The following is a 23079-nucleotide window of genomic DNA, read 5'->3' as shown; positions in this document are numbered from 1 at the left end:
GCGGCGGCAACACAGGAAAAGATCATGCAACAGATATTTGGCATTCTGGTCGTGATGGCCTGCGTGTTTGGCGGCTTCATGTTCATGGGCGGCAACTTCGACAAGCTGTGGCAGCCGGTCGAGCTGCTGATCATTGTTGGTGCGGCGGCGGGTGCAATGGTGCTCGGCAACCCCCGTCACGTGCTGGTTGAGATGGGGGCGCAGCTGCGCAAGGTCGTCACGATCCGCAAGCGCGCAACGAACAAAGAATTTCAGCGTCAGCTTCTGCTGCTGATGTATGAGCTGCTCAACCTGGGCCGCGACCTGAAGGCGCTCGACAGCCACGTCGAGGCACCGGCAGACAGCCCACTGTTCCAGCGTTATCCGCTTGTGCTTCAGGACCCGCCGCTGCTGGCCTTCATCGTCGACAACTTCCGTCTGATGGCGATGGGAAAAATCAGCGCGCACGAGCTTGAAAGTGTGATGGAGCACGAACTGCTTGCCATCCATGAAGATCTTGAACAGCCGTCGCGCTCCATGAAGAAGATTTCGGATGCGATGCCGGGGTTCGGGATTGTCGCGGCCGTGCTTGGCATTGTGATGGCAATGAACAGCATCAACGAAGGCGCCAGCGCCGGTGAGCTTGCCGAAAAAGTGGGCGCGGCGATGATCGGAACCTTCATCGGCATTTTCTTCTGCTATGGCGTGCTTGACCCACTCTCGAACCTGATCAAGCAGGTCGTCAAGGCAGAGATGTCCGACCTCGAATGCGTGAAGGTTGTGCTGATTGCGTTTGCTGCCGGCAAGCCCGCGTTGCTCGCTATCGATTCCGGGCGCCGCGTTATGCAACTGACGGACAAGCCGAGCTTCTTGCAGCTTGAGGGCTGGATCGGCAGCCTCGACGGAGTCCGCGCGTGAGCTCGAACCCTGACCTGACATTGACCGAGGCTGGCGCGAAGACGGACACGGCGCTACCGAAACGCGGGCGCCGGGGCGCGGAGCATGGTGACTTGATCATCAAGCGCGCGGCCAAGCGCGGTCACGATGATGACCATGGCGGTACCTGGAAAGTCGCGTTTGCCGATTTCTGTCTTGCGCTGATGTGTCTGTTTCTGTTGCTGTGGGTGCTGGGCGCACGCAATGAGGAAGAGACCAGCCTCAAGCTTATTGAGATGGCAGACAGTGTTGCCTATGAGGGCAGTTCTGGTGTGCTGGATGGCACACCCGCGGCGCCGCCTTCTGTCACTCCCCGGGAGGAGTTGGCACCGCGCGGCCAGGACGCATACAGCGCGGACACTGCAGCACCTGCAACGATGCCTGCCGAAACGGAAGCAGCATTGCGTGCGCTGGCAGAACGTGTTCGCCAGGTGGGCGAAGACATTGGCCTGCGCGACAACCTGCAAGCGATCATTACGCCGCTCGGCTTGCGTGTGATGCTGCACGATACCGACGAACAAGGTGTGTTCGTGAGCGGTGGAGCAACGCCATCAGCGCTGTTCCGGCCGATGCTCACTAAGCTGGGCGCACTCATGGGTGCGGTCGGTAACCCGCTGCTGGTGATTGGCCATACCGATTCGGTGCCATATCGGGGCCGGGGGTTCAGCACGCGGTCGAACTGGCATTTGTCCACAGACCGCGCCATGGCGGCCCGGCGCGGTCTGATTGAAGGGGGCATGACTTCATCGCAAGTGCTGCAGGTGGTCGGCATGGCCGATCGCGCACCGTTGGTGGACAACCCCCGTGCGGCGACCAACCGCCGGATCGAATTCCTGGTGCTCACGCCGCAACGCGCTCACGCGATCAAGGCGATGTTTGGGCTGCCGGGGCAAGTCGTGCCCCTCGTCGAGGGCGTTAACGCGGCATCGGGAGGGGATCCGGAGGCCGCACAGATTGGCGTGCGGATCGAAGCCGCGCGAGAACACGAACAGAATTTAATGGGTGCGGAAAATCGGTCGTCTTGAGGGTTCAGGTGTCTATTGAATCTTTAAAGGCCGAGTGGCCGTAAGGTGAAATCATGCGAATCGCAAATGCGGCGGGCCTGCCCGCAATCAATGAACCGGACAGCACCTCGCGCGCCGACGCGGTGAAACGTACGGAAGCGCCTGTTCCGACCATCGGTGCCGCCGATAGGACCCGCGACCGGGAAGCGATCGAGGCGGCGCGTGCCGCACTCGACCGCACGCCGGAGGTGGATGCCGCACGCGTTGCGGAGATCCGCGCGGCATTGCAGGCCGGTGAGATCCGCTTCGATGCGGCAAAGCTCGCAGGTGTGATTCAGAGATACCACGGAGGACATGAATGACGGTAAAAGGCAATCCTCGCCAACTCGTGGCCGACATCGTTGCTGATGGCGTCGGTTACCGAAAGCTCGCGCAACTGCTGGATGACCAGTTTGCCGCGGCGCTGCGGCTCGACGCCGCGCTGCTTGGCCAGCTCGCCAAAACGATTGCTGCTGAGGCAGATTCGATCGATGCACGTCGTCGTCATCGCGTTGAACTGCTGGGCAATGCGCCCGGCGCGGTCCAAGCATTCGGTGAACGCGCGTTGGCAGGGGAGCGGCACACGGCACAGCGGAAGTCCTTCATTGCGCGCTGCAATGAACTGAATGCCCTGACGGCCCGCTGCAAGGCGCTGGGAGCGCGCAATGGCGCGCTGCTAGCCGCACAGTACGAAGCGATGCAACGCCTCATGCACGGAGAGCGCCATGTCTATGTCCCTGCGTGACATAGCGCTGCGGTCAACGCCTTCCACGCCATCGGCTGCGCCGGCGCCGTCAGTCGCTCAGGCTTCGCTTGCTGCCGGCGCACGTTCGCGTGCGTCGGCCGCGAGCTTTGGGTCGTTGTACACCTCACTGAGCCGCGATATCAACGGTTCGATTCGCAACGGCTTTGAGCGGACGAGTACTTCGCAACTGTCGTCGCAGGCCGTGCAGTGGCACGAAGCCATGCGCATGCGCAACGAGGCGGCAAAGGCCGAGCGCACCACCAACGGCAAGGCGCTGACGTCTGCCGCATTCGTGACCACGGCCGGGCCGGTCGACCCGGATCGACAGGCTTTCTTGGCAAAGATCATGCCGCACGCCCGGCGCGCGGGTGAAACGCTCGGCGCTGCGCCGGAGCTGATCGCCGCACACGCTGCGCTGGAATCAGGTTGGGGGGCCAAGCCGCTGACGAATGCGCGCGGCGAGACCACGCACAACCTGTTCGGCATCAAGGCAACGGGCAACTGGAAGGGCGCATCGGCGGCGTCCACCACCACGGAATACTTGGGTGGCGTTGCAACCAAGGTGGTGGAGCATTTCCGCGCGTATCCAACGTACGCAGGCGCGTTTCGCGATTACGCGGCGCTGCTGAAAAATTCACCGCGCTATGCCGATGCGCTCGACGCGGGCAGTGACGCACGCCAGTTCGCACGCGCGCTCAAACGGGGCGGCTATGCAACCGATCCGGCCTATGAGAACAAGCTCGTGCAGGTTGTGGAGCAGGTGAGGAAGCTCTTCCGATAACGGCAGCGTTCCTGGGCAATCCCTACTTTGCCGTGCCGACCGGCTCAACGATGCCGGCGCCGGTGATGCGCGCCGTGATGACCTTGCTCGTGCTCACGTTCTTCACGCGGATCACGTCATCGATGGCGCCGTCCTGCATGGCGGTGCCCGCGCTTGTCACTTCGATCGGGCCGGCATTCGCCACGATCTGCACTGCCTGCCCCCGGCGGACCACCACCACCCCTTTCAATATGCGTGCCTGAACGACTTGGCCGGCTTTCAACGCGCGCCGAGGTGCTCGCCCGACAACGGCAGCTGGGTCGAGCAGCGCATCGGGGGTGAGTGCCAGATCACGTACTTCAAGTGCCACATCATCCGCCGTGAGCGGTTGATTGGCCAGCAGCGCGGACGCTGTGACGACTACCGGCGTCTTAATGTGGGCATGCACCACATAAACGCTCGCGCGTGACGTGCCCGGGCAGCGCACCGAAAAGCGCATTCGTGTGAGCACCTTCGTGTCGGCAGGGGATACGTTGTAAGCCTCGCCGCACGCAGGGGCAGCCCGGCGCGGCGGCACCACCGTCACCGAGGTGTCTGCGTCGGTAAGCCGATGTTCTTCAACGTAGCGCCCGATCCATTCCTGCGCCGCCTGCTCAACCTGCGCGGCGGCTGGATCGCCAGCAAGTGGCAGCGCCTGTGCAGACGCCGCCCCCGCCAGGCTCGATAGCGCGAACACAGCCACCATCGTGGCCGCTGTTGGGGCCATTACCGTCGCCATTCGTGCGATCTGTCGCAAAACACAGGGTACGGGCATGTGGGCTTCCGTTTGTGAACGTGGCCCGATTATAGGAAAGATGTGCTCACGCCGTCCCATGCAAAACGGTTCGTTTGCCCCCGTCTCAATTCCCCGTTCAACGTCTGTACAACTTCTTCGCCGCGCATTTTCGATCCGCATAACCTCCTGTCTGTCCGATGACCAATCCGCCGCCAGCGCCAGCGCTGTGCGGCTTCTTCCGGAGGCAAGCAGCCAAGATGGGACTGAATTTGGAAAACGCGCTCGGCGTCCACCCCGCGGCATTGAAAGTGCGCGCGGAACGCACGAAGCTCCTCGCATCCAACCTCGCCAACGAGTCGACGCCCGGTTATCAGGCGCGCGATCTCGATTTCCGCGCGAGTCTGGACCAGGCACTCGCCAACGATGGGTTCGAGGCCGCGTTGCAGTTCGGCGGTAGCGACCCGAAGTACCGCGTGCCGAGCCGGCCCTCGCAAGACGGCAACACGGTGGAGCTCGGCGTCGAGCAAGCCGCGTTCTCGCAGAACACGGCCGATTTCCAGGCGAGCCTGACCTTCGTCAACATGAAGATCAAAGGCCTGAAGGCCGCGATCACCGGGAATATCTGATGAGCTTCAAAGACATTTCACAGATCGCCGGTTCGGCGATGACCGCGCAGACCGTGCGGCTCAATACGATCGCAAGCAACCTCGCCAACGCAGGCACGTCCGGTACGGAAGACACTGCGTACCGCGCCCGCAAGCCGGTGTTCGCATCGGTATTTGAGAACGGTGGTGCGCGCGTGCAGGTGCTCGATGTCATTTCCACCGACGACGCGCTCACGACGCGGCACGAGCCTGGGCACCCGCTGGCCGATGAAAACGGCATGGTGTACTACTCGAACGTCAGCCCGGTCGAGGAAATGACCGACATGATGGCCGCGTCGCGCGCTTTCTCCACCAACGCCGAGGTGCTCACGCGCCTCAAGGGCATGCAGCAAGACTTGCTGCGCATGGGCGAGGGCTGACCAGGATGAATATCCAAAACAACGGCACGCAAGCCAACAACGGCGCAGGCGTGGGTGACGGTGCATCGCTGCCGGGCGCCAACAAAGATTCGGGCAGCCTGTCGAACATGTTCACCACACTGCTGATCGCGCAGATCCAGAACCAGGATCCGCTCGCCCCGATGGAAGCCAGCCAGTTCGTCACGCAGTTTGCGCAGATGAGCCAGGTGGAAGCCATGCAGACGCTGGCTCAGATCAGCGCCGCGACGGCCGCCATGCAGGAAAGCATGCTCGTCGTGTCGCTTGGCTCGCAGGTGGGTTCGCTGGTGCGTGTGCGTGCCGATTCCGTCGAGCTGGATGGCGAGACCGTGCGCGGCGGCTTTACGCTGGACTCGTCGGCCAGCGATGTGGAGCTCATTCTGACTGGCCCTGACGGCACAGAGCACAAGATCCCGCTGGGCCCGCGCGAGGCCGGCACGGTCGATTTCGAGATCGACCCGGCTGAACATGATCTGCCGCCCGGCGACTACAAGGTGCGCGTATCGGCCGACACCGGCGAAAAGCCCGACGTTGAACTGACCGGAGAACTGCAGAGCGTGCGCCTAGGCGCCGACGGCCGCGTGATCCTGTCTGTTGCCGGTGTTGGCGACGTTGACACCGCTGATATCACCCGCTTCCTTGGTCGTCCGCAGAAGAAGGAACAAGCCCACGAGCAAGAGCGAGAAAACGGTCTCTTTCCCATCCCCTTTCTGAATAGGTTCCTGTCATGAGCTTCAACATCGCACTTGCTGGCATCAATGCAATCAACGGCCAGCTCAATCAGATCAGCAACAACATCGCCAACAGCGGTACGGTTGGCTTCAAGTCCGGCCGTGCGAACTTTGCGTCGAGCTACATCAACGCCATGCCATCGGGTGTGTCGATCGGCTCGACCTCGCAGTCGATGAGCATCAGCGGCAACCTCCTGCCCACCGGCCGCGGCATGGACGCCGCCATCTCGGGCAAGGGCTTCTTTGTCTCGCGTGATACCGACGGCTCGATGGTGTATTCGCGCGCCGGCATGTTCGACGTCGATAAAGACGGCAACGTGATCGACTTCATGCTTCGTCGCGTGCAGGGCTATGGCGAGAGCGGCGCGCTGGGCGACCTGACCGTGCCCACGGGCGGGATTCCCGCAGAGGCCAGCAGCTCACTGGAGTACGTCGGCAATATGTCTGCCGACTGGAAGGAGCCCAGCGTCACGCCATTCGATAAGGACAACCCGCAGTCGTACAACGGCATGTCGGCCACCACCGTGACCGATTCGCTCGGCCGCGAGCACACCGTGACGCAGTACTTCGTTAAGGGCGCCGGCAACGATATGCAGGTGTACTACGCCATGGATGGTGAAGACGTTGGTCTGCCCACATTCCTGAGCTTTGACACCGAGGGCAAGATGGTCATGCCGATCGGCTCCGTGGATCTGGACCTGGGCACGCCGACTGGCGCGGCCCCGTTGTCGATCGCCATCAGCTACACCGGCACGACCATGTTTGGCGGAGACCAGAGCACCGCGAAGAACCGCGCGGACGGCTACAAGTCCGGCACGGTGACGGGCGTGTCGCTGGCCGAAGACGGCTCGATCCAGGTGCAGTACAGCAACGGCAAGAAGCTATCGGCGGGTCAACTGGCCATCGCTACGTTCCAGAATGAAAACGGCCTGGTGCCGGTGGATGGTTCAGCCTGGCAGGCCAGCGGTGCTACGGGTGAGCCGCTGCTTGGCACAGCGGGTGTGGGCATGGCGGGCAAGCTGGCCGTGGGCGCGGTCGAGCAGTCGAACGTCGACATGACCTCCGAACTGGTGAACCTGATGGGCGCGCAGCAGAACTACCAGGCCAACTCGAAGGTGCTGTCCACCGAGAACGAAATGATGCGCACGCTGATGCAGGCGCTGTAACGCGATGGATGCATTTATCTATACCGCGATGACCGGCGCAGACCACTCGCTGCGCGCGCTCAACGTTCGGGCCAGCAACCTGGCAAACGCGCAGACGGCGGGCTTTCGCGCCGATTTGGCGACCGTCACCAGTGAGGCAGCGCAGGGCTATGGCTACGACTCGCGTCATCACGCCGCGCTGACGGCAACGCACGTCGACCACACGCCCGGCAAGCTTAACGAGACGGGCCGCGCGCTGGACGTGGCGATCAGCGGCGCCGGTTATCTGGCGGTGGAGACCGACGACGGCGTGGCTTACACGCGCACCGGCTCGCTTCGGCTCGAAGGCGATGGATCTCTGACGCTGAACGGCCGCACGGTGCTGGGCGACGGTGGCCCCATCGTGCTGCCTGAGCACGACACCCTGACGATCGGCACGGACGGCACGATTTCCATCGTTGCCACCGGTGAGCAGGGCACGCAAGACGTCGGGCGCCTGCTGCTGGTGAACCCCGAGCCGGCAGACCTGATGAAGAACGCGCAGGGCCTGATCGTGTCGCGCAGCGGCACCGAGTACGGGGCGGACGCCAACGTCGCCGTCAAGGGCGGGCATCTGGAAGGCAGCAACGTGTCTGCGGTCGAGGAAATGATGCAGACCATGTCGCTCACGCGCTCGTTTGAAATGCAGATGAAGCTCTACAAGGTGGCGGACGAAATGGCCGACGCCGGTAACCGGTTGATCCGCGGTTAAGCGGATGCAGGCGACCCAATCAACACACAACGCTAAAGGTCAACTATGAATCCCGCATTGTGGATCAGCAAAACAGGCATTCAGGCGCAGGAATCGAAGCTGCAGACAATCGCGAACAACCTGGCCAACGTCAACACTGTCGGCTTCAAGCGCGATCGCGCGGTCTTCGAAGATCTGTTTTATCGCACCGAGCAACAACCGGGCGCGCAAGTTGCGGACAACGCGACGGCACCGGGCGTGCAACTGGGCAACGGTACCCGGCTGGTCGGTACGCAGAAGGTGTTCACCTCCGGTGCTCTGCAGACGACTGGTCAGACGCACGACGTAGCCATCGTTGGTAACGGCTTCCTGCAGGTCGAAATGGCCAACGGCGAGGTGGGCTATACCCGTGCGGGCCAGCTCCGGCGCAACCAGGAAGGGCGTCTGACCAATGGGCAGGGGCTGCCGATCGTGCCATCGATCGACATTCCCGCCGATGTAACGGGCCTGACGATTGGCGAGAACGGTGTTGTGTCAGTCACGACTGGCGCAAACACGACGCCGACCGAGATCGGCCAGCTGCAGCTCGCCAACTTCTTGAACCCGGCCGGCCTGCTCGCACTGGGTGACAACCTGTACGCCGAAACCAGTGCCAGTGGCCCACCGAACGAAGGCGAGCCGGGGCGCGACGGGTTGGGCACGCTCAAGCAGGGCGCGCTGGAAGGCTCGAACGTGACGGCTGTGGAAGAAATGGTCGAGATGATCGCTGCGCAGCGCACCTATGAGATGAACACCAAGGTGTTGTCCGCTGCGGACAACATGATGCAGTACCTCTCTCAGGCGGCACGATGATGAACGCCGCCCGCTTGCTCGCTGCATGTGCTGCGCTGGCCGTGCTGGCCGGTTGCGCCACGGGGCCACTGCACGACTACGACCGTTCGCCAGAAGTGGACGACATGCCGGACACCGCATTCGAGGTGCGCCGTGGGTCGGCGGGTGGCGTGCTGGTGCCGGATCAAGCGTGGTCGCTCACCTCCGATATACGCGCATTCCGCTCCGGCGATGTGCTTACCGTCGAGCTGGACGAAACCACGCAGGCGAGCAAGAAGAGCGGCACGCAAGTCGGCAAGAACAGCAGCGTAAGTGCGAGCAAACCATCGGTCTTTGGCGTGGAGCTGCCGTTGGATGCCACTTTGGGTGCCAAGCGCGGCTTTGACGGTACGGGCTCAAGCTCGCAGCAGAACATGCTGCGTGGCTCCGTCACCGTGGTGGTGCAGCGTGTGCTGCCCAACGGCCTGCTGCAGGTGCGTGGTGAAAAACGCCTCGTGCTGAACCAGGGGGAAGAGACCGTGCGGCTGTCGGGCTATGTGCGCGCGGCCGATATTGACGCAAACAACCGCGTGTCGTCGCAGCGTGTGGCCAATGCGCGGATCCACTACGCGGGCCGCGGCTCGCTGGCCGACGCCAACCAACCCGGCTGGCTGACGCGTTTCTTTAACAGCCCGTGGATGCCGTTCTGAGCCTATTCAAAGGATTTGCTATGAAACTGACCCGTCTCGCCAGTGTTGCCGCCGCCTGTTTGATTGCGATGACCGCAACGGTTTTCGGTCCTGTGCGCAACGTGCATGCACAAACGGTCGGCGCTCTCGTCGATGTAGAGGGCGTGCGTGAAAACGCGCTCGTCGGCTATGGCATCGTCGTTGGGCTGGCTGGGTCGGGTGACGGCACGCAAGCCAAGTACACCACGCAGTCGCTGGCGAATATGCTCAAGCAGTTCGGCACGCGTCTGCCGGAGAACGTCAACCTGCGCTCGCGCAACGCGGCGGCTGTCATGGTGAGTGCGACCTTTCCGCCGGGCTATCGGCGCGGTCAGACGATTGACGTGACCGTCTCGTCGCTGGGCGATGCCAAGAGCTTGCGCGGCGGTACGCTGCTGATGACGCCGCTGCGCGCGGCTGACGGCGATGTCTATGCGCTGGCGCAGGGCAACCTGGTGATTCCAGGCCTAAATGCACAGGGCCGTAGCGGGTCGAGCGTCACCATCAATACGCCCACCACGGGCCGCATTCCGAAAGGAGCAACGATCGAGCGCGAAGTGGCGACGGATTTTGCAGAAACGCCCAGCGTGCGCCTGAACCTCAAGCGGCCGGATTTCCAGACGGCGTCACGCATTGTCGATGCCATCAACCAGGCACTCGGTGGCGAAGTGGCGAGCACGGCAGATGCGACCTCGGTAGACGTGGCCGCGCCTCAGGGGCCGAGTCAGCGCGTTGCGTTTGTCGCCAAGCTGCGCGCACTGAAGGTTGGGCAAACAGAGGTGGCGCCGCGCATCGTATTTAACTCGCGCACAGGCACCGTCGTTATCAGTCAAGGGGTGACTGTCAAGCCCGCTGTTGTTTCGCACGGGGCGCTGAAGGTGACGATTGCCGAAGGCACGGCAGTCAGCCAGCCGAACGAATTTGCGCGTGGCACCACGGTTGCCGCGCCGGTTAGCGAGATTGATGTCTCGCAGCGCGGCGGCAACGCCTTCCAGTGGAAGTCCGGTGCAAGCTTGCAGGCGATTGTCGACACGATCAACCGCACCGGCGCGACTCCTGATGACCTGATGGCGATTCTGCAGGCGCTGTCCGAAGCCGGCGCGCTGACGGGCGAGCTGGTGGTGATCTGACGAGGAACCAAGCAATGACACACGATTTCATGCCGATTTCACGCGCGTCCAATAGCGCTACAGGCGCCGATGCGAGCGCTATCCGCCCGGCCGAAGCCACGGATCGCCAGAAAATTGAAGCCGCTGCCGTGCAGTTTGAGGGCATGTTCATCGCCCAGATGCTCAACGAGATGAAGAAGGCAACTGACCAGCTCAAGGCGGACAACGGCTTTGATGACAAGTCCAGCGATTCGATGCTCGACTACGCAAACCGGGTTGTGGCTGATGCGATTGCGCATCAGCGGGCGTTCGGCATTGCCGACACGCTGGTCGCACAGATGCTACCGCGCGAGACCGCGAGCACGAACGACTAACGCGCTTTGGGCGCATTCAACGGATAACGGAGCACGTACATCATGAACATCACCCGAATCGGCCTGTCCGGCACGCTTGCAGCGCAGGCTGGGCTCAACATGTCGGCGCGCAACACCGCAAACCTGCTGACGCCTGGCTATACGCGCCAGGGCGTGATGCTGATCTCGCGCGTTGGTGGCGGTGTTGACGTGGGCTCGCTGATCCGCTTTGGCGATCACTACAAGACTGAGCAGAAGTGGGCATCGAATGGCCCGGCTGGCCAGTATGGCGTTGGAGAGTCGTATTTCCGCCAGCTTGAGGAGGTGATGGGCCTGGAAGACGGCAGTGTCAAGGCCGGACTCGACCGGTTCTTCGGCGCGCTTGATGAGGCCAGCGCCGACGTCACCAACCCCGCGCTGCGCCAGCAGGTGTTGATGGCAGCGAGCGGGCTGGCCACGAGCTTCAACAATCTGCAGCAAATGATGCGCGGCCAGCTCGACACGCTGCGCCAGCAAAGCGCAGCCACGGCAGATCAGATCAACGGCCTGAGCGCATCCATTGCGGACCTGAACCGGCGCATTGCCGATGCCGAGGCGATGGGTGGTGCGCCGTCCGAGCTGATCGACCAGCGCGACCAGGCGATCGACCAACTGGCCGCCCTGGCCGAGATTCGCACGGTGCGCCAGCCGGATGGCACGATTGACGTGAACCTCGTGGGTGGCGCGCCGCTCGTGGCGGGGTCGCAAGTGGCCAAGCTGGGTGTCGAGACGCTGGCAGATGGCACGTTTGGTCTGACCTACGAGCTTGGCGGCACGCAGCATGCGCTGGACGGCAGCAAGGTGGGCGGTTCGCTGGGTGGGCTGTTCACGTTCGCACAAGATACGCTGCTGCCGCAAATGGAGGCGATGCGCTCGCTTGCGGGCGAGATTGCCGATCGCTTCAACACGCAGATGCAGGCCGGCTACGGCATGGATGGCCAGCCGGGCCAACCGCTGTTCACGTTTGATCCGGTCACGGGCCGTTTGACGGTCAATGACATGACACCTGACCAGCTTGGCTTCTCGTCGGACCCGAGCGCACCTGGCAACAACGACAACCTGCTCAAGTTGATCGGCCTGCGCTCCGAGAAGATCAACCTGCCGGGCTTTGGTGAAACCTCGCTTGGCGACGCGTACACGATGCTTGTCGGCAAGCTTGGCGCTCAAGCCCAGCAAAACCAGTCGATGCTGGCGATGGCGGGTGAGGTCCGCAAGCAGTCGGAAGAGGCATGGCTTGCGGTGTCGGGTGTCAGCATGGAGGAGGAAGCCGTCAACATCGCTGAGTACATGCAGGTGTATTCGGCCAACATGAAAGTCATCTCTGTCGCGAATGAGTTGTTTGACGCGACGATCAAGAGCTTCTAAGGAGAACACCATGCGTATCACCAACCAGCAACTCGGCAACATGATGCTCTCCACCTTGCGGGCGTCGAGCTCCAAGGCCGCTGACCTTACGTCCAAGATGACGTCAGGCCAGCGTGTGCAGCGTGCGTCTGACGACCCGATTGCCGCCGTGCGGCTGCTGATGCTTGAGCGCGACACGTCGTTGACGGCACGATATCGCAAGAACATTGACACGCTGACAGTGCGCCTGCAGAAGAACGAAGCCCATCTGGACGGCATGCTCGACACCATGATGTCGGCCAAGGACATGTTGACAGCCGCCGCCGACGGCAGCCACAGCGCGCCTGACCTGAACGCCATGGCGGGCCCGCTGCGTACGCTGCTCGACAACCTCAAGCACGCCGCCAACGCAAAGGACAGCGATGGCAACTACCTGTTCTCCGGCACGCTCACGGGCACGGCCCCGATTGCCTACGATCCGAGTGCACCCGCCGGCAGCCGATATACGTATGCGGGCAACGCCGAGACGCAGAGCGTCGTGATCGGACATGGCGTGACGCAAACCGCCAACGTGACGGTCGATCAATTGGCTGAGGTCATGAACAAGCTCGAAGCCGCAGTCGATGCGCTTGGCGATGCGAACGTCGATCCGAACGACCCCGCGCTGCGGGACATCGTGACGGCGGCCCTCGATGCCACGTCGAGCAAGGGTGTGGATGCGCTGTCCGCGAAGATTGCTGGCCTGGGTGGTGCGCAGAACACGCTTCAACTGATGGACGACAACCATTCGGCGCAGCTCATTGCCAATGGGCAGGCGACGCAACTGGTGGGTGAGCTGGATTTTGCTGAGGCCTACGACCAACTCAATAACTACATAGCAGCCATGAAGGGTACGTACCAGATTTACGGCCGCATGAAGCAGTTGTCGCTGTTCGACGCCATCTGAGATCGTCGCCATGGATACGCGACTGAGCACACAGGGCATCGAGCGTGCGCATTTGGGACGTAGCAGCGATGCTACGGTATCCAGCCATGCACGGCGCGGGGCGGACGCGGCGCAGGCGGCCCAGGCATCGGCTGCGCTGTCTGCCAGCGCGCAAACGCTGCCGATCCCCAAAAGCAAGCTGATCGGCCCCCCCCTGTTGCCTGGCGCGGCTGCCAATTTCACGGCCAGCCAGGCCCAGCTGAATACCGATGTGACCGGCGTGCAGCGCGCGTTGGCCTTTGCCGATGCGGCTGCCGTGCACTTGCATGGACTGAAAGCATCGTTGAGCGCCGCGCTGAGCGGTGCGCCGCGCGCCGGTGACGATCCGGCGGCCAGGATTGCTAGGTTCGATGCGCTTTGGCGTGAGCGAGCGGCGGCAACAGGTGGCGTGCTCGACGCCCAACTCGCTGTGCGTCCAGCGGGGGACGCGACACGAACCTTTCGCCTGCGCGGGCTTGACGTTGAGCAATGGCGCCGCGGTAGCCCAGAGATGCTGACGTTTCACCCCGCAGGGCTGGGTAAGCAAACAGCTTCGCTCACGTTTGGCGACGACACGCTGGAGCCCGCTGCGTTTGCGCGGCGACTGGACCGTGCGCTGGCCAGCAATGGTATCCGCGTAACGCTGGCGGCAGATGGGCAGGTCGACTTCACGGTTGCAGAATCCCGCTGGCCGGTTGTGCGTGACCAGATGATGCTGCGCGGCGCAGGCAAGCGCTTTCCGGGTGGTCGACCAAGCCGTGCGCGCGCTGATGTGGCGCCGGAGGCTGTGGAGCCTGGGCGCTGGAAGGCCGGTGACCGAGCATCGCAACGTGTGGCATTGCGCGAGGTTGTGCTTGCGCTTGAAGGCCTCGGTCAAGCGCAGCAGACGCTGCGCGCGGAGCTCGACGTCGCTTCCAAGGGCGTGCGGGAAGGAACGGGGCGCGCAGCCAGAACGCTGGCCAACGATGCGGCCCAATCGGTGACGGCAGAACTCTCGCGCACCGGCGACTACAACGTGCTGTCGGCCGTCTCGGCAACGCTCTCGGGCCTGAGCCGCGCACGCGTTGAAACCTTACTCAAGGCCTGAGCACAGGGTGCGGCGTTGCCGGAATCGTCAACAGCCAGTTGATCATCAAGATTCTGTTGAACATTGTTCAGCGTCGCTTGTGAATCAGTGACTCTGACGGGGAGATCCACTTCCCGAAAGGAGACATCGGCGATGAAGCACTCCCCCCGTTTGTTCCGCCCGCGCTTGAGCGCCGGCACGCAAATCCTTCTTGCGCTCATCCTTGGTATCGCAGCGGGCCACTTTATTGGTGAGCCGGCCAAGATGCTGCAACCGTTGGGCGACGTGTTCATGTCGCTGATCCGCATGTGCGTGATCCCGGTCGTGTTTGTGTCGCTCATCAACGGCATTACCTCGTTGTCCGATCTTGCCGCCATGCGCCGGATCGCCTGGAAATCGATCGCCATCTATGCGCTGCTGATGTCTGCAACGGCCGTACTCGCAATGAGCACGGCAGGGCTGTTCGAAATCGGCAGGGGTTTTGATTTGCCCGTTGTGGTGGACGCCACGGCGCTTGTCGAGCCGACCAGCCTGAAAGATGCGCTGTTGTCGGCCATTCCCTCCAATCCATTCAAATCGTTTTCCGATGGGGCACTGCTGCCGACCATCGTGTTCGCTATCTTCTTCGGCCTGGCGATCAACCTGTCGGGCGAACGCGGTGAACCCGTGCACGGCTTTTTCGACAGCCTGTCGGCCGTCGTCTTCAAGCTGATCGGTATGGTGCTCAAATTTGCGCCGGCTGGCGTGTTCGGGCTGATGGCCTATGTGACGGCTGACCATGGTTTCTCGGCGCTGGGCCATCTCGGCTCGCTTGTGGCGGTCAACTATGCGGTGCTGGTGGTGGTGATGCTCGTCATGTGCAGCATGTTGCTGGCCGTGTTTGGCCTCAACCCGTTGCCATTCCTGCGCAAGATGCTGCCGGTGCAGCTCTTCGCGTACTCGTCGGCAAGCAGCGCGGCTACGCTTCCGCTCAACATGGAGACCTGCCAGACGCGCCTGGGTGTCGACGGCCGCATCGCAAGCTTCGTGCTGCCGCTGGGCTCGACCATCAACATGGCCGGTCTGGCGAGCTACCTGGGCACCGTGGCGATTTTTGCCAGCAATGCCTATGGCATCGAGCTGTCGATGGGGCAGATGGTGATGGTGGTCGTCACGACCACGCTCGCCTCGATTGGTGCGGCTGGCATTCCGGGCGCGGGCCTGGTGGTGATGAGCCTAGTGCTGACGGCGGTTGGGTTGCCTCTGGAGGTGATCGCTGTCATCGCTGCTGTGGACCGGCTGATCGACATGTGCTGCACGTCCGCCAACGTGACGGGCGATACGGTGACGGCCGTGGTCGTGGCGCGTGCGGAAGGTGCGCTGGATATCGACAAGTACAACCGCGCGTAAGCAATGTAAGAGGCGGGGTACGGTGCAGCCAACGGCGCCGCGCTCCCATACCAACAGGCCACCCAGGGTGGCCTTTTTTTCGTGTTGCGTTTCCTTCAGGTGCTTTCCTGGGCATCGGCTGTGGTTGTAGAGCCTGCTGTTGTTGCAGGTCTCTACTGGCACGGCTGAAATAGGAGGCGTGCGAAGGCCGCGAACACTACGAGAAGCGCAGCCCCTCAAAAACTGGGGTGAGCAGACCCCTGATGTTGTCGGCGTCTCGATCTGGCGTGCAGAGAACAACCGGTTCGAATATGGCGACCCGGCCACCGGAAAATCACGGCGCCAGAAGGGTGGCGCCGGCCATGTCCTTTTCTCCGAGGGCAACGCCGACCAGGTCCGCGTTCGACAACGGAAGCGTGCTGGTACGTCGGCTGAAACACTGAATGCGCGTGAGTTCACCGACTCCCGAGAGGCGCCGCAACATAGGAATGCGGGCAATCCGACGGTCCGGAGTGATGTCGTGCATACGCCCTAACGCTGGCGCGCATGCGATCCGCTTCAGCCAGCCCAGCCCCGCACGATAGCGAACCTGCGTCCATCGCACCCATGCAAAAAGGCCCGCGGCATTGCTGCAGCGGGCCTTTTGCATGCTGGTCCAGACCGGCGTCTTACCCCAGCGCGCCAACGACGCTGACTTCCTTGTTCTCCGGAATTTCGTTGTACGACAGCACGGCCAGCCCTGGTGCAAACAGCTTGGCGTAACGCGCGAGTATCGGCCGGATACGCGGAATCACCAGAAGCAGCGGGGTCAGGCCCATCTGCTTCATCTGCTCGGTCACGGCGGGCATGTGCGTCTGCAGTTGCGAGAGCACATTCGGCTCGACCGGGAAGTTGTCGATCGGGGCGCGCACGCCGGATTGCTCCGAACGGCTGAGCGCACTCAACAGGATGTTCTCTAGTTCGGTCGTCAGGCTGAAGCCCTTGAGCTCCGCTTGCTGGCCGTTGAGCCCCGCCACGATCTGGCGGCGTAGCGCGCAGCGGACCTCGGCAGCAAGCAGCAACGGTTCCTTGGTGGTCTCGGATGCCTCCACCAGCGTGGCGGCCACAGTCTCGATGTCCTTGATCGACACGTTCTCAGCCAGCAGCGTTCGGAAGACCTTGCGCAGTTGGCTGTGCGTCAGCGCCTTGCCCAAGGCATCGCTCAACACTGGTGCAATGGTGGTCAGACGCTCGATGATGGCCGTGACGTTGTCGTAGCTGAACAGCTCGGGCAGGGCTTCGCGCACCAGCTTGCTGGCGTGCGTGGCGATGACCGTGGCGCAATCGACCACTTGGTAGCCGAGGCCGAGCGCATGTGCCTTCTGTTCGGGTTCGATCCAGGTCACGGGCATGCCGTAGGCCGGGTCCACGCCAGGCGTGCCATCGAGCTCGCCGTACACGGTGGGTGACGGAATGGCCATCATCTTGCCGGGCTGCACCTGCGCTTGGGCCAGTGCGGTGCCGTTGAGCATGATGGCGTAGCCGGCAGGCGGCAGGCTCATGTCGTCACGCGCGCCAATGGGTGGCAGCAGAAAGCCGAGCGATTCTGACAGGCTCTGGCGCGTGCCCTGCAGGCGGCGCACGAGCGGCGCACCTTGTGTACGGTCTACGAGCTGTACGAGCTTGTAACCCAGCGACACCGAGAGCGCATCCACGTACGGCAGGCTGCTCCAGTCCAGCGTTTCCTCACGCGGGGCGGCCAGGGCGGCCTCCATCGTGCGAGCGGTTTCGCTGGCGCTTTCTTCTTCCGCCGGAGAGGGGCGCCGCGCCATTTTCCAGCCCACATAGCCCAGCACAGCCGCAAAGCCCAGGAACACCAGCGTCGGCATGCCCGGAATCAGGCCCAGCGCAGCCATCAGGGCAGCGGCGCTGAACAGTACAACGGGCGAAGCCAACAACTGCTGGCCGACTTGTTGTTCGAAATCGCGCGAGTCGTTGATTCGGGTGACGATCACCGCAGCGGCGGCCGACAGCAGCAGCGCAGGAATTTGCGCAACCAGGCCGTCACCGATCGTCAGCAGTGCGTATTGGCGGAAGGCGTCGGCGGTGGACAGGTCGTGCATCATCACGCCAATCACCAGACCGCCGATCAGGTTGATGACGAGCACCAGAATGCCGGCGATGGCGTCCCCACGCACAAACTTCGAGGCACCGTCCATTGCGCCGTAGAAGTCGGCTTCGGAGGTGACGTCCTTGCGGCGCTTCTGGGCCTGCTCCTGCGTGATGACGCCAGCGTTCAGATCCGCATCGATGGCCATCTGCTTGCCGGGTAGCGCATCAAGCGTAAAGCGTGCCGACACTTCCGAGATCCGCTCGCCACCTTTGGTCACCACGACGAAGTTGATGATCATCAGGATCACGAACACCACCAGGCCGACCACGAAGTTGTTGCCGATCACCACGTTACCGAACGACTCCACCACCTGACCGGCCGCGGCCGTGCCCGTGTGGCCGTTGAGCAGCACCACGCGGGTGGAGGCCACGTTCAGTGTCAACCGCATCAGCGTGGCGGCCAGGATGATGGTCGGGAATGCCGAGAAGTCCAGCGGCCGCTTGACGGTGACGGCCACCATCACGACGACGATGGCCAGCACGATGTTGAACGTGAACATCATGTCCAGCGCGATCGGCGGCAGCGGCAGGATCACCATCGCAAGGATGGCGAACACGGCAAGCGGCACGCCGAACTTCATCCGCTTGAGCATACCCAGGTAGGGGGCGAGTGCGTTCATCAGGATTGGGCCTTTTGCAAATGGTCAGGAATATCGAAATGGTTCGGTAGCATCGGCTCCAGGCCGCGCTTGCCGTGGCGGAACGCCTTGATCTGCAGCACGTAGGTCAGCACTTGGGCGACGGCGCGATACAGCGCGGCCGGAATCTGCTGGTTCACCTGGCTGGTGTGGTACACCGCACGCGCCAGCGGCGGCAGTTCAATCACCTCAATGCCGTGTTCTTTCGCCACGTCGCGGATGAAGAGCGCCGTCTCGTCGATGCCCTTTGCAACAACGTAGGGGGCGTGCGCCCTGGATTCGTCGTACTTCAGCGCCACGGCGTAATGGGTTGGGTTCATTACCACCACATCGGCCGTCGGCACGGTCTTTCGGATGCCCTGGCGTGCAAGCTGGCGCTGGATCTGACGGATCCGGCTCTTCACTTCCGGCTTGCCTTCGGACTGTTTCATTTCGTCCTTGATGTCGCGCTTGCTCATGCGCTGGCCGCGCATGAAGATCATCCACTGCACGGGCACGTCAATCAGCGCGAACAGCACGAGCATGCCGGCCATCGCCAGCGCTGAATTCAGAAACAGGTCTGCACCCCCGGCCAATGCGTTGGCAAGCGGCGCGCCTTGCAGCTTGGCAAAGCCAACCAGGTTCACGCGGCAGACGATGACCAGCGTCGCGATCAACGCCATCGCCTTCACCATCGTCGTACCGAACTGGATGTAATGCTTGCCTGACACGAGCCGCTTGATCCCCTCAATCGGGTTCATGCGGCTCATCTTCGGCATGAAGTTCTTGCTGCTCATTACCCAGCCGCCCGGCACTATCGAGGCGATGATCACCGCCGCTGGCACCGCCACCAGCGGCGCGAGCATCTTGCCAATGAGCAGCAGCGTGGCCGGAAACAGCATGGAAGCGGTATCGCCCAGTGCGCCGTCGGCCGACAGATCGGCAAACGACAGTGCGAACAGCCGACGCAGGTCGATCAGCCAGCCAGGCGCGAGCACGACAATCAGCTTGAGCGCCACCAGCACGCCGACTGCGGTGCCAATGTCGCGCGAGCGCGCCACCTGGCCTTCTTTCTTGGCCTTGCGCAGCTTCTGCGGGGTGGCTTTTTCGGTCTTGTCGCCTTTGGACTGCTGGCTCATCAGGCCCCCTTAGCCAACGTGGGCGACATCGACGGCATGGCTGGCATGACGGGTTGCGCCTTGATGAAGAAGGAGAGGAATACCGACACGTTCATGGCCCCATCTGGTGAGTTGGCACCATTGTCGACGTGTCATGACGGAACCTTAAGAAGGTTGGACAGACCTTGAACGGAGGGGCAGGCACCTTCTACATGTGGCGCAAGCGCCCTGATTGGGGGCTTATTGTGGCGTGTGGCGCACGGTCGAGCGCTGGGCTCGTCACATGCGCTTGGCTGGCACCACCGGCATGGCCAATTGGTCGTACAGATCCAGCACATGCGAGATCATCCGGCCGTAGTGGTCCGGCAGCGACGGCAGCAGCAGCGTCAATAGCAGCAGGCCGAACATCGTCGTCACCGAAAAGCCGAGCGAGAAGAGGTTGAGTGAGGGGGCCGCGCGATTCAGCAGGCCCAGCCCGATTTGCACCACCAGCGTGGCAAACATCACGGGCAGCATCAGCGCAACGGCGGCTGAGAACATCCAGCCCGCCGCAAAGGCCAGGCGCCTGAGCGCTTCCATGTCAAACGCAAAGCTGCCGACCGGCCATACGGTAAAGCTGCGAGCGAGTACGTGCGTGATGACCAGATGACCATCCACGGCGAAGAACAGCAGGATGAACACGACATACATCATGCTCGTCACCACGTCGGTCATCTGCCCGCTCAACGGATCGTTGATCTGAGCCATCGACAGCCCCATCTGCGACGACACCACCGCGCCAAACATCTGCAGCACCGCCTGCACGAGATGGAACATAAAGCCGAGCAGCGCGCCAATCAGCACCTGCTCGGCCATGGCGACCACGCCTTGCATCGACATTGGATCAATTGCAGGCATTGCCGGCATGGCCGGCTGCACCACGAGCGCAAGCACCAGCGCAATCAGCGCGCGGATGCGCAGGGGAACGGCCGCCTCGCCCAGCATGGGGGCCGCAGTGAGCGCGGCGGCGATCCGGCAGAACGGCCAGACGATCGCGCTCGCAAGCGGCAAGAGCTTGGCGAAGGCGATTTCCACCGTCAGCCTGCCAGTTGCGCGGCACGGCCGAAGATCTCGACCGTGTAGTGCATCACGCGGTCTGCGACCCACGGGCCGGCCAGCGCCAGCGCCAGCAGCGTCACCACCAGGCGTGGCAGGAAGCTCATGGTTTGCTCGTTGATCTGCGTCGCCGCCTGGAATAGGGCGACGAGCACACCGGTAATCAGGCCCGGCGTGATAAGCGTCAGGATGATGACCAGCACCAGACGCAATGCATCAATGGCCATGCTGGCGGCAAGATCGGGTGTCAGCATCAGAGCGCCCTCACACTGGTGATGAGTGTATTGACCGTCAGCGACCAGCCATCCACCAGCACGAACAGCAGCAGCTTGAGCGGTAGCGAAATCACAAGCGGCGACAGCATCATCATCCCCATTGCCATCAAGACCGAGGCGACGATGATGTCGATGACCAGGAACGGAATGAACAGCATGGCGCCGATCTGGAACGCGGTCTTCAACTCGCTCAGCACGAATGCGGACAGCTTGACCAGGAACGGCTGCGCTTCGGGCTTTTCAATGTGTTCGGTGCCGGATAGCTTGGCCATTTGTGCGAGCGTGGCCTTGTTGGTTTGCGCCAGCATGAAGCGCGAGAGCGGTTGCTCTGCCGTCTGCAGCGCCACCTGCATGCTGATCTTGTTCTGATCATACGGAACGAATGCCTTCTGCCAGATCTCTTCGCCCACCGGGCGCATGGTCAGCATGGTCAGCACCAGTGCGACGCCGGTCACGATGCGCGCCGGCAGGCCCTGCTGAAGCCCAAGCGCTTGCTTGAGCAGCGATAGCACGATCACATAGCGCAGGAAGCTCGTCATCGTCATCAGCAGCGCGGGCAACAACCCGAGCAGCGTCATCAACACGAGGATCTGCGTCTTGACAGTGAAGCCTTGGCCATTTGCGCCGCTCGTTGCGAGCGTCAGCGCATCGGCCTGCGCAAGCGTTGGCAGGGCGAGTGCCACCAGTGCTGCGCCCGCGCACGCGATCGCGCGGCGGCGCACGGGCTGGCGCGCAGGTTGGCAAGTCAGCAGGGCGGCCGTCATGGTGCTCACGAGGCGAGAGATTTCAGATCGTCCAGATCGACGATCCGCAGGCCGTAGTGCTCGCCCGACACGACAACCTCTGCCGTGCCGATCTGCGCGCCGTTGACCTTGATGACGAGCGGTTCGCCCGCAAGGCGGTCGAGCTCCACGGTCGAGCCGGGCTCGAACGTGAGCAGGTCCGCCAGCGGTACGGTGGCAGAGCCGACTTCCAGCGTCAGGCGCACCGGAATGCGGCGCAGCATGCGCATCGGGTCGCGTTGCGGCGCAGCCTCCACGGCGGTTTGCGATTCGTCGCCGATGTCAAATTCATCCAGTGCGGCGGCCAGGTCGATGTCGTTGTGCGAGGTCATGTCTTGGGTTACTCCACGGGTTCGAAAGCGGTGATGCACACAGCGCCTTGCTGCTCGGCAAGCGCGGCGCGATAGAGGCGGACGTCGCCCACCAGCACCTCAGCGGTCTCGGGCAGGCGTACCGGTAGCACGTCGCCGCTGCGCAGCTTGAGCAGGTCGTCCAACGGCATGTCTTTGGTCAGCATGCGCACGGTGAGCTGCATCGGAATGCGCACGCCAGCGGGCGTGCCGTCGGCAACGGGCGTCGTTGCGTGCGGGCGCTGTGCGTCAAGCCGCGCAAACAGGCGGATCAGCCAAGCGTCGTCCAGTGCGAATTCGAGATCGCCTGAAAGGTTGCGCGCGGGCTCCTGGATCGTGATGCGCACAACGCGCGCACCCACGCTGGGGGACCCATCCGTGGTTGGAGAGAACGCGTCTGCCCGGTCACCGGTAATGGCCGTTGCGAAGGCGGTCAGCAGTGCACCGTGCATTTGCGCGGCAAAGCGGCGTTCTGTGCCCGATTCCGGCCCCGGATCAGCCGACGCGGCCGCATCGAACGGTGTGTCGTAATGGCATGCCAGCAGCGCAAGCATCAGGTGGCGGGTGGCGCGCACCGCAATCGCCCCGTTGTCAGACGTATATGCGTGCCAGCCGGCGGCATCGCGTGGGCGAAATGCACCGATGGCGATGTGTGTTGCCGTGAACTTGGTGCCACGACGCAGGTTGAAGCGCTCGTGGAAATAGTGGTCGATGCACCGCTGCACCTCGTGCAGGACATCGTCGAGCAGGTGATACGGCCGGCCCAGCGTGCACGGATCGAGCACGATCTGCGCCGCGGGCTGCACGTTGCGGGAGGAAGTGGGCAATGCCTGCACGTTCATGGTTCCGTTTGGGTGGGATGGCGCCATTGTCGTCAGCCCATGCTCAAAGGCGCAGAAGGTTGTACAGACCTTGAACAACAAAAAAGCCAACCCGCTTGTGGCGGGCTGGCTTGGTTTCCAGCGGGTTGCGGCGGTGGCCGCGCGTGCTTACTGGATCAGCGACATGACCATCTGGTTCATGC

Annotated in this window: 27 protein-coding genes; 18 read left to right on the top strand and 9 right to left on the bottom strand. The window is 62.9% G+C overall.

Annotation, left to right across the window (positions count from 1 at the left end; genetic code table 11):
• Window positions 1–24: 24 nt before the first annotated feature.
• Genes motA through flgJ form a run of 5 tightly spaced genes read left to right on the top strand, consistent with a single transcriptional unit; the run spans window position 25 to window position 3484 of the window.
• Entirely contained in the window at window positions 25–897 is an 873-nt protein-coding gene (gene motA / locus R2N11_RS19715; protein ID WP_199030126.1) for a flagellar motor stator protein MotA, read from the top strand.
• Window positions 894–1940, top strand: coding sequence for a flagellar motor protein MotB (locus tag R2N11_RS19710; RefSeq protein ID WP_316682101.1), 1047 nt, complete (start codon window positions 894–896; stop codon window positions 1938–1940). Before motA ends, R2N11_RS19710 begins: the two co-directional genes overlap by 4 nt.
• 53 nt (window positions 1941–1993) lie before the next feature.
• Window positions 1994–2281, top strand: a complete 288-nt coding sequence (gene flgM / locus R2N11_RS19705) for a flagellar biosynthesis anti-sigma factor FlgM (RefSeq protein ID WP_316682100.1) — start codon at window positions 1994–1996, stop codon at window positions 2279–2281.
• A 26-nt stretch (window positions 2282–2307) separates the two neighbouring features.
• A complete protein-coding gene (locus tag R2N11_RS19700) occupies window positions 2308–2703 on the top strand; it encodes a flagellar protein FlgN (protein ID WP_316682099.1) in 396 nt (131 codons plus the stop codon).
• A complete protein-coding gene (flgJ, locus tag R2N11_RS19695) occupies window positions 2684–3484 on the top strand; it encodes a flagellar assembly peptidoglycan hydrolase FlgJ (RefSeq protein WP_233176872.1) in 801 nt (266 codons plus the stop codon). The genes R2N11_RS19700 and flgJ overlap by 20 nt, the downstream gene beginning before the upstream one ends.
• A 22-nt stretch (window positions 3485–3506) precedes the next feature.
• Here the strand turns inward: flgJ and flgA are convergent, their stop codons facing one another.
• On the bottom strand, window positions 3507–4229 hold the full coding sequence (gene flgA, locus R2N11_RS19690) for a flagellar basal body P-ring formation chaperone FlgA (RefSeq protein ID WP_316682098.1): 723 nt from the start codon (window positions 4227–4229) through the stop codon (window positions 3507–3509).
• A gap of 266 nt (window positions 4230–4495) precedes the next feature.
• Between flgA and flgB the strand changes: the two genes are divergently transcribed.
• The 13 genes from flgB (at window position 4496) to R2N11_RS19625 (ending at window position 15688) form a co-directional block, all read left to right on the top strand.
• Window positions 4496–4864, top strand: a complete 369-nt coding sequence (flgB, locus tag R2N11_RS19685; RefSeq protein WP_199030122.1) for a flagellar basal body rod protein FlgB — start codon at window positions 4496–4498, stop codon at window positions 4862–4864.
• On the top strand, window positions 4864–5262 hold the full coding sequence (gene flgC, locus R2N11_RS19680) for a flagellar basal body rod protein FlgC (protein ID WP_199030121.1): 399 nt from the start codon (window positions 4864–4866) through the stop codon (window positions 5260–5262). The genes flgB and flgC overlap by 1 nt, the downstream gene beginning before the upstream one ends.
• A 5-nt stretch (window positions 5263–5267) precedes the next feature.
• The gene (locus R2N11_RS19675; RefSeq protein WP_316682097.1) at window positions 5268–6011 is read left to right on the top strand and encodes a flagellar hook capping FlgD N-terminal domain-containing protein; all 744 of its coding nucleotides are present in this window, start codon (window positions 5268–5270) and stop codon (window positions 6009–6011) included.
• Complete coding sequence (locus R2N11_RS19670; RefSeq protein ID WP_316682096.1) at window positions 6008–7177, top strand: flagellar hook protein FlgE; 1170 nt, start codon at window positions 6008–6010, stop codon at window positions 7175–7177. Before R2N11_RS19675 ends, R2N11_RS19670 begins: the two co-directional genes overlap by 4 nt.
• Before the next feature lie 4 nt (window positions 7178–7181).
• Complete coding sequence (locus R2N11_RS19665) at window positions 7182–7907, top strand: flagellar basal body rod protein FlgF (protein WP_316682095.1); 726 nt, start codon at window positions 7182–7184, stop codon at window positions 7905–7907.
• 45 nt (window positions 7908–7952) lie between these two features.
• Window positions 7953–8738, top strand: a complete 786-nt coding sequence (gene flgG, locus R2N11_RS19660) for a flagellar basal-body rod protein FlgG (protein WP_199030117.1) — start codon at window positions 7953–7955, stop codon at window positions 8736–8738.
• Window positions 8738–9406 (top strand): flagellar basal body L-ring protein FlgH, encoded by a 669-nt coding sequence (gene flgH, locus R2N11_RS19655; protein ID WP_199030129.1) that lies wholly within the window; start codon window positions 8738–8740, stop codon window positions 9404–9406. The genes flgG and flgH overlap by 1 nt, the downstream gene beginning before the upstream one ends.
• A gap of 20 nt (window positions 9407–9426) precedes the next feature.
• Window positions 9427–10554 carry a flagellar basal body P-ring protein FlgI gene (locus tag R2N11_RS19650; RefSeq protein WP_430715460.1) on the top strand — a complete coding sequence of 376 codons (1128 nt, stop codon included), beginning with the start codon at window positions 9427–9429 and terminating at the stop codon, window positions 10552–10554.
• A gap of 14 nt (window positions 10555–10568) precedes the next feature.
• Window positions 10569–10907 (top strand): hypothetical protein, encoded by a 339-nt coding sequence (locus tag R2N11_RS19645; protein ID WP_199030115.1) that lies wholly within the window; start codon window positions 10569–10571, stop codon window positions 10905–10907.
• Window positions 10908–10949: 42 nt separating this feature from the next.
• Window positions 10950–12290, top strand: coding sequence for a flagellar hook-associated protein FlgK (flgK, locus tag R2N11_RS19640; RefSeq protein ID WP_199030114.1), 1341 nt, complete (start codon window positions 10950–10952; stop codon window positions 12288–12290).
• 10 nt (window positions 12291–12300) lie between these two features.
• Window positions 12301–13215 (top strand): flagellar hook-associated protein FlgL, encoded by a 915-nt coding sequence (gene flgL / locus R2N11_RS19635; RefSeq protein ID WP_316682094.1) that lies wholly within the window; start codon window positions 12301–12303, stop codon window positions 13213–13215.
• Between the two features lie 10 nt (window positions 13216–13225).
• Complete coding sequence (locus R2N11_RS19630) at window positions 13226–14320, top strand: hypothetical protein (protein WP_316682093.1); 1095 nt, start codon at window positions 13226–13228, stop codon at window positions 14318–14320.
• A 132-nt stretch (window positions 14321–14452) separates the two neighbouring features.
• On the top strand, window positions 14453–15688 hold the full coding sequence (locus tag R2N11_RS19625) for a dicarboxylate/amino acid:cation symporter (RefSeq protein WP_316682092.1): 1236 nt from the start codon (window positions 14453–14455) through the stop codon (window positions 15686–15688).
• 313 nt (window positions 15689–16001) lie between these two features.
• On the opposite strand, the gene R2N11_RS19620 is transcribed toward R2N11_RS19625, so the two are convergent.
• The 8 genes from R2N11_RS19620 to R2N11_RS19585 form a co-directional block, all read right to left on the bottom strand.
• Window positions 16002–16316 carry a hypothetical protein gene (locus tag R2N11_RS19620; RefSeq protein WP_316682091.1) on the bottom strand — a complete coding sequence of 105 codons (315 nt, stop codon included), beginning with the start codon at window positions 16314–16316 and terminating at the stop codon, window positions 16002–16004.
• Between the two features lie 19 nt (window positions 16317–16335).
• Window positions 16336–18438 carry a flagellar biosynthesis protein FlhA gene (locus tag R2N11_RS19615; RefSeq protein ID WP_199030109.1) on the bottom strand — a complete coding sequence of 701 codons (2103 nt, stop codon included), beginning with the start codon at window positions 18436–18438 and terminating at the stop codon, window positions 16336–16338.
• Window positions 18438–19574, bottom strand: a complete 1137-nt coding sequence (gene flhB, locus R2N11_RS19610) for a flagellar type III secretion system protein FlhB (protein ID WP_316682089.1) — start codon at window positions 19572–19574, stop codon at window positions 18438–18440. The genes R2N11_RS19615 and flhB overlap by 1 nt, the downstream gene beginning before the upstream one ends.
• Before the next feature lie 258 nt (window positions 19575–19832).
• Complete coding sequence (gene fliR, locus R2N11_RS19605) at window positions 19833–20627, bottom strand: flagellar biosynthetic protein FliR (protein WP_199030107.1); 795 nt, start codon at window positions 20625–20627, stop codon at window positions 19833–19835.
• 2 nt (window positions 20628–20629) lie between these two features.
• The gene (locus tag R2N11_RS19600; protein WP_199030106.1) at window positions 20630–20902 is read right to left on the bottom strand and encodes a flagellar biosynthetic protein FliQ; all 273 of its coding nucleotides are present in this window, start codon (window positions 20900–20902) and stop codon (window positions 20630–20632) included.
• Window positions 20902–21687 carry a flagellar type III secretion system pore protein FliP gene (gene fliP, locus R2N11_RS19595; protein WP_199030105.1) on the bottom strand — a complete coding sequence of 262 codons (786 nt, stop codon included), beginning with the start codon at window positions 21685–21687 and terminating at the stop codon, window positions 20902–20904. The genes R2N11_RS19600 and fliP overlap by 1 nt, the downstream gene beginning before the upstream one ends.
• Before the next feature lie 5 nt (window positions 21688–21692).
• Window positions 21693–22037 (bottom strand): flagellar motor switch protein FliN, encoded by a 345-nt coding sequence (gene fliN / locus R2N11_RS19590; RefSeq protein ID WP_199030104.1) that lies wholly within the window; start codon window positions 22035–22037, stop codon window positions 21693–21695.
• An 8-nt stretch (window positions 22038–22045) separates the two neighbouring features.
• The gene (locus R2N11_RS19585; RefSeq protein ID WP_199030103.1) at window positions 22046–22897 is read right to left on the bottom strand and encodes a FliM/FliN family flagellar motor switch protein; all 852 of its coding nucleotides are present in this window, start codon (window positions 22895–22897) and stop codon (window positions 22046–22048) included.
• Window positions 22898–23079 lie beyond the last annotated feature (182 nt).

This window comes from Ralstonia flaminis, from assembly GCF_958415495.1.
Classification (GTDB): domain Bacteria; phylum Pseudomonadota; class Gammaproteobacteria; order Burkholderiales; family Burkholderiaceae; genus Ralstonia; species Ralstonia flaminis.
This window is presented reverse-complemented; position numbering and strand designations above follow the sequence as displayed.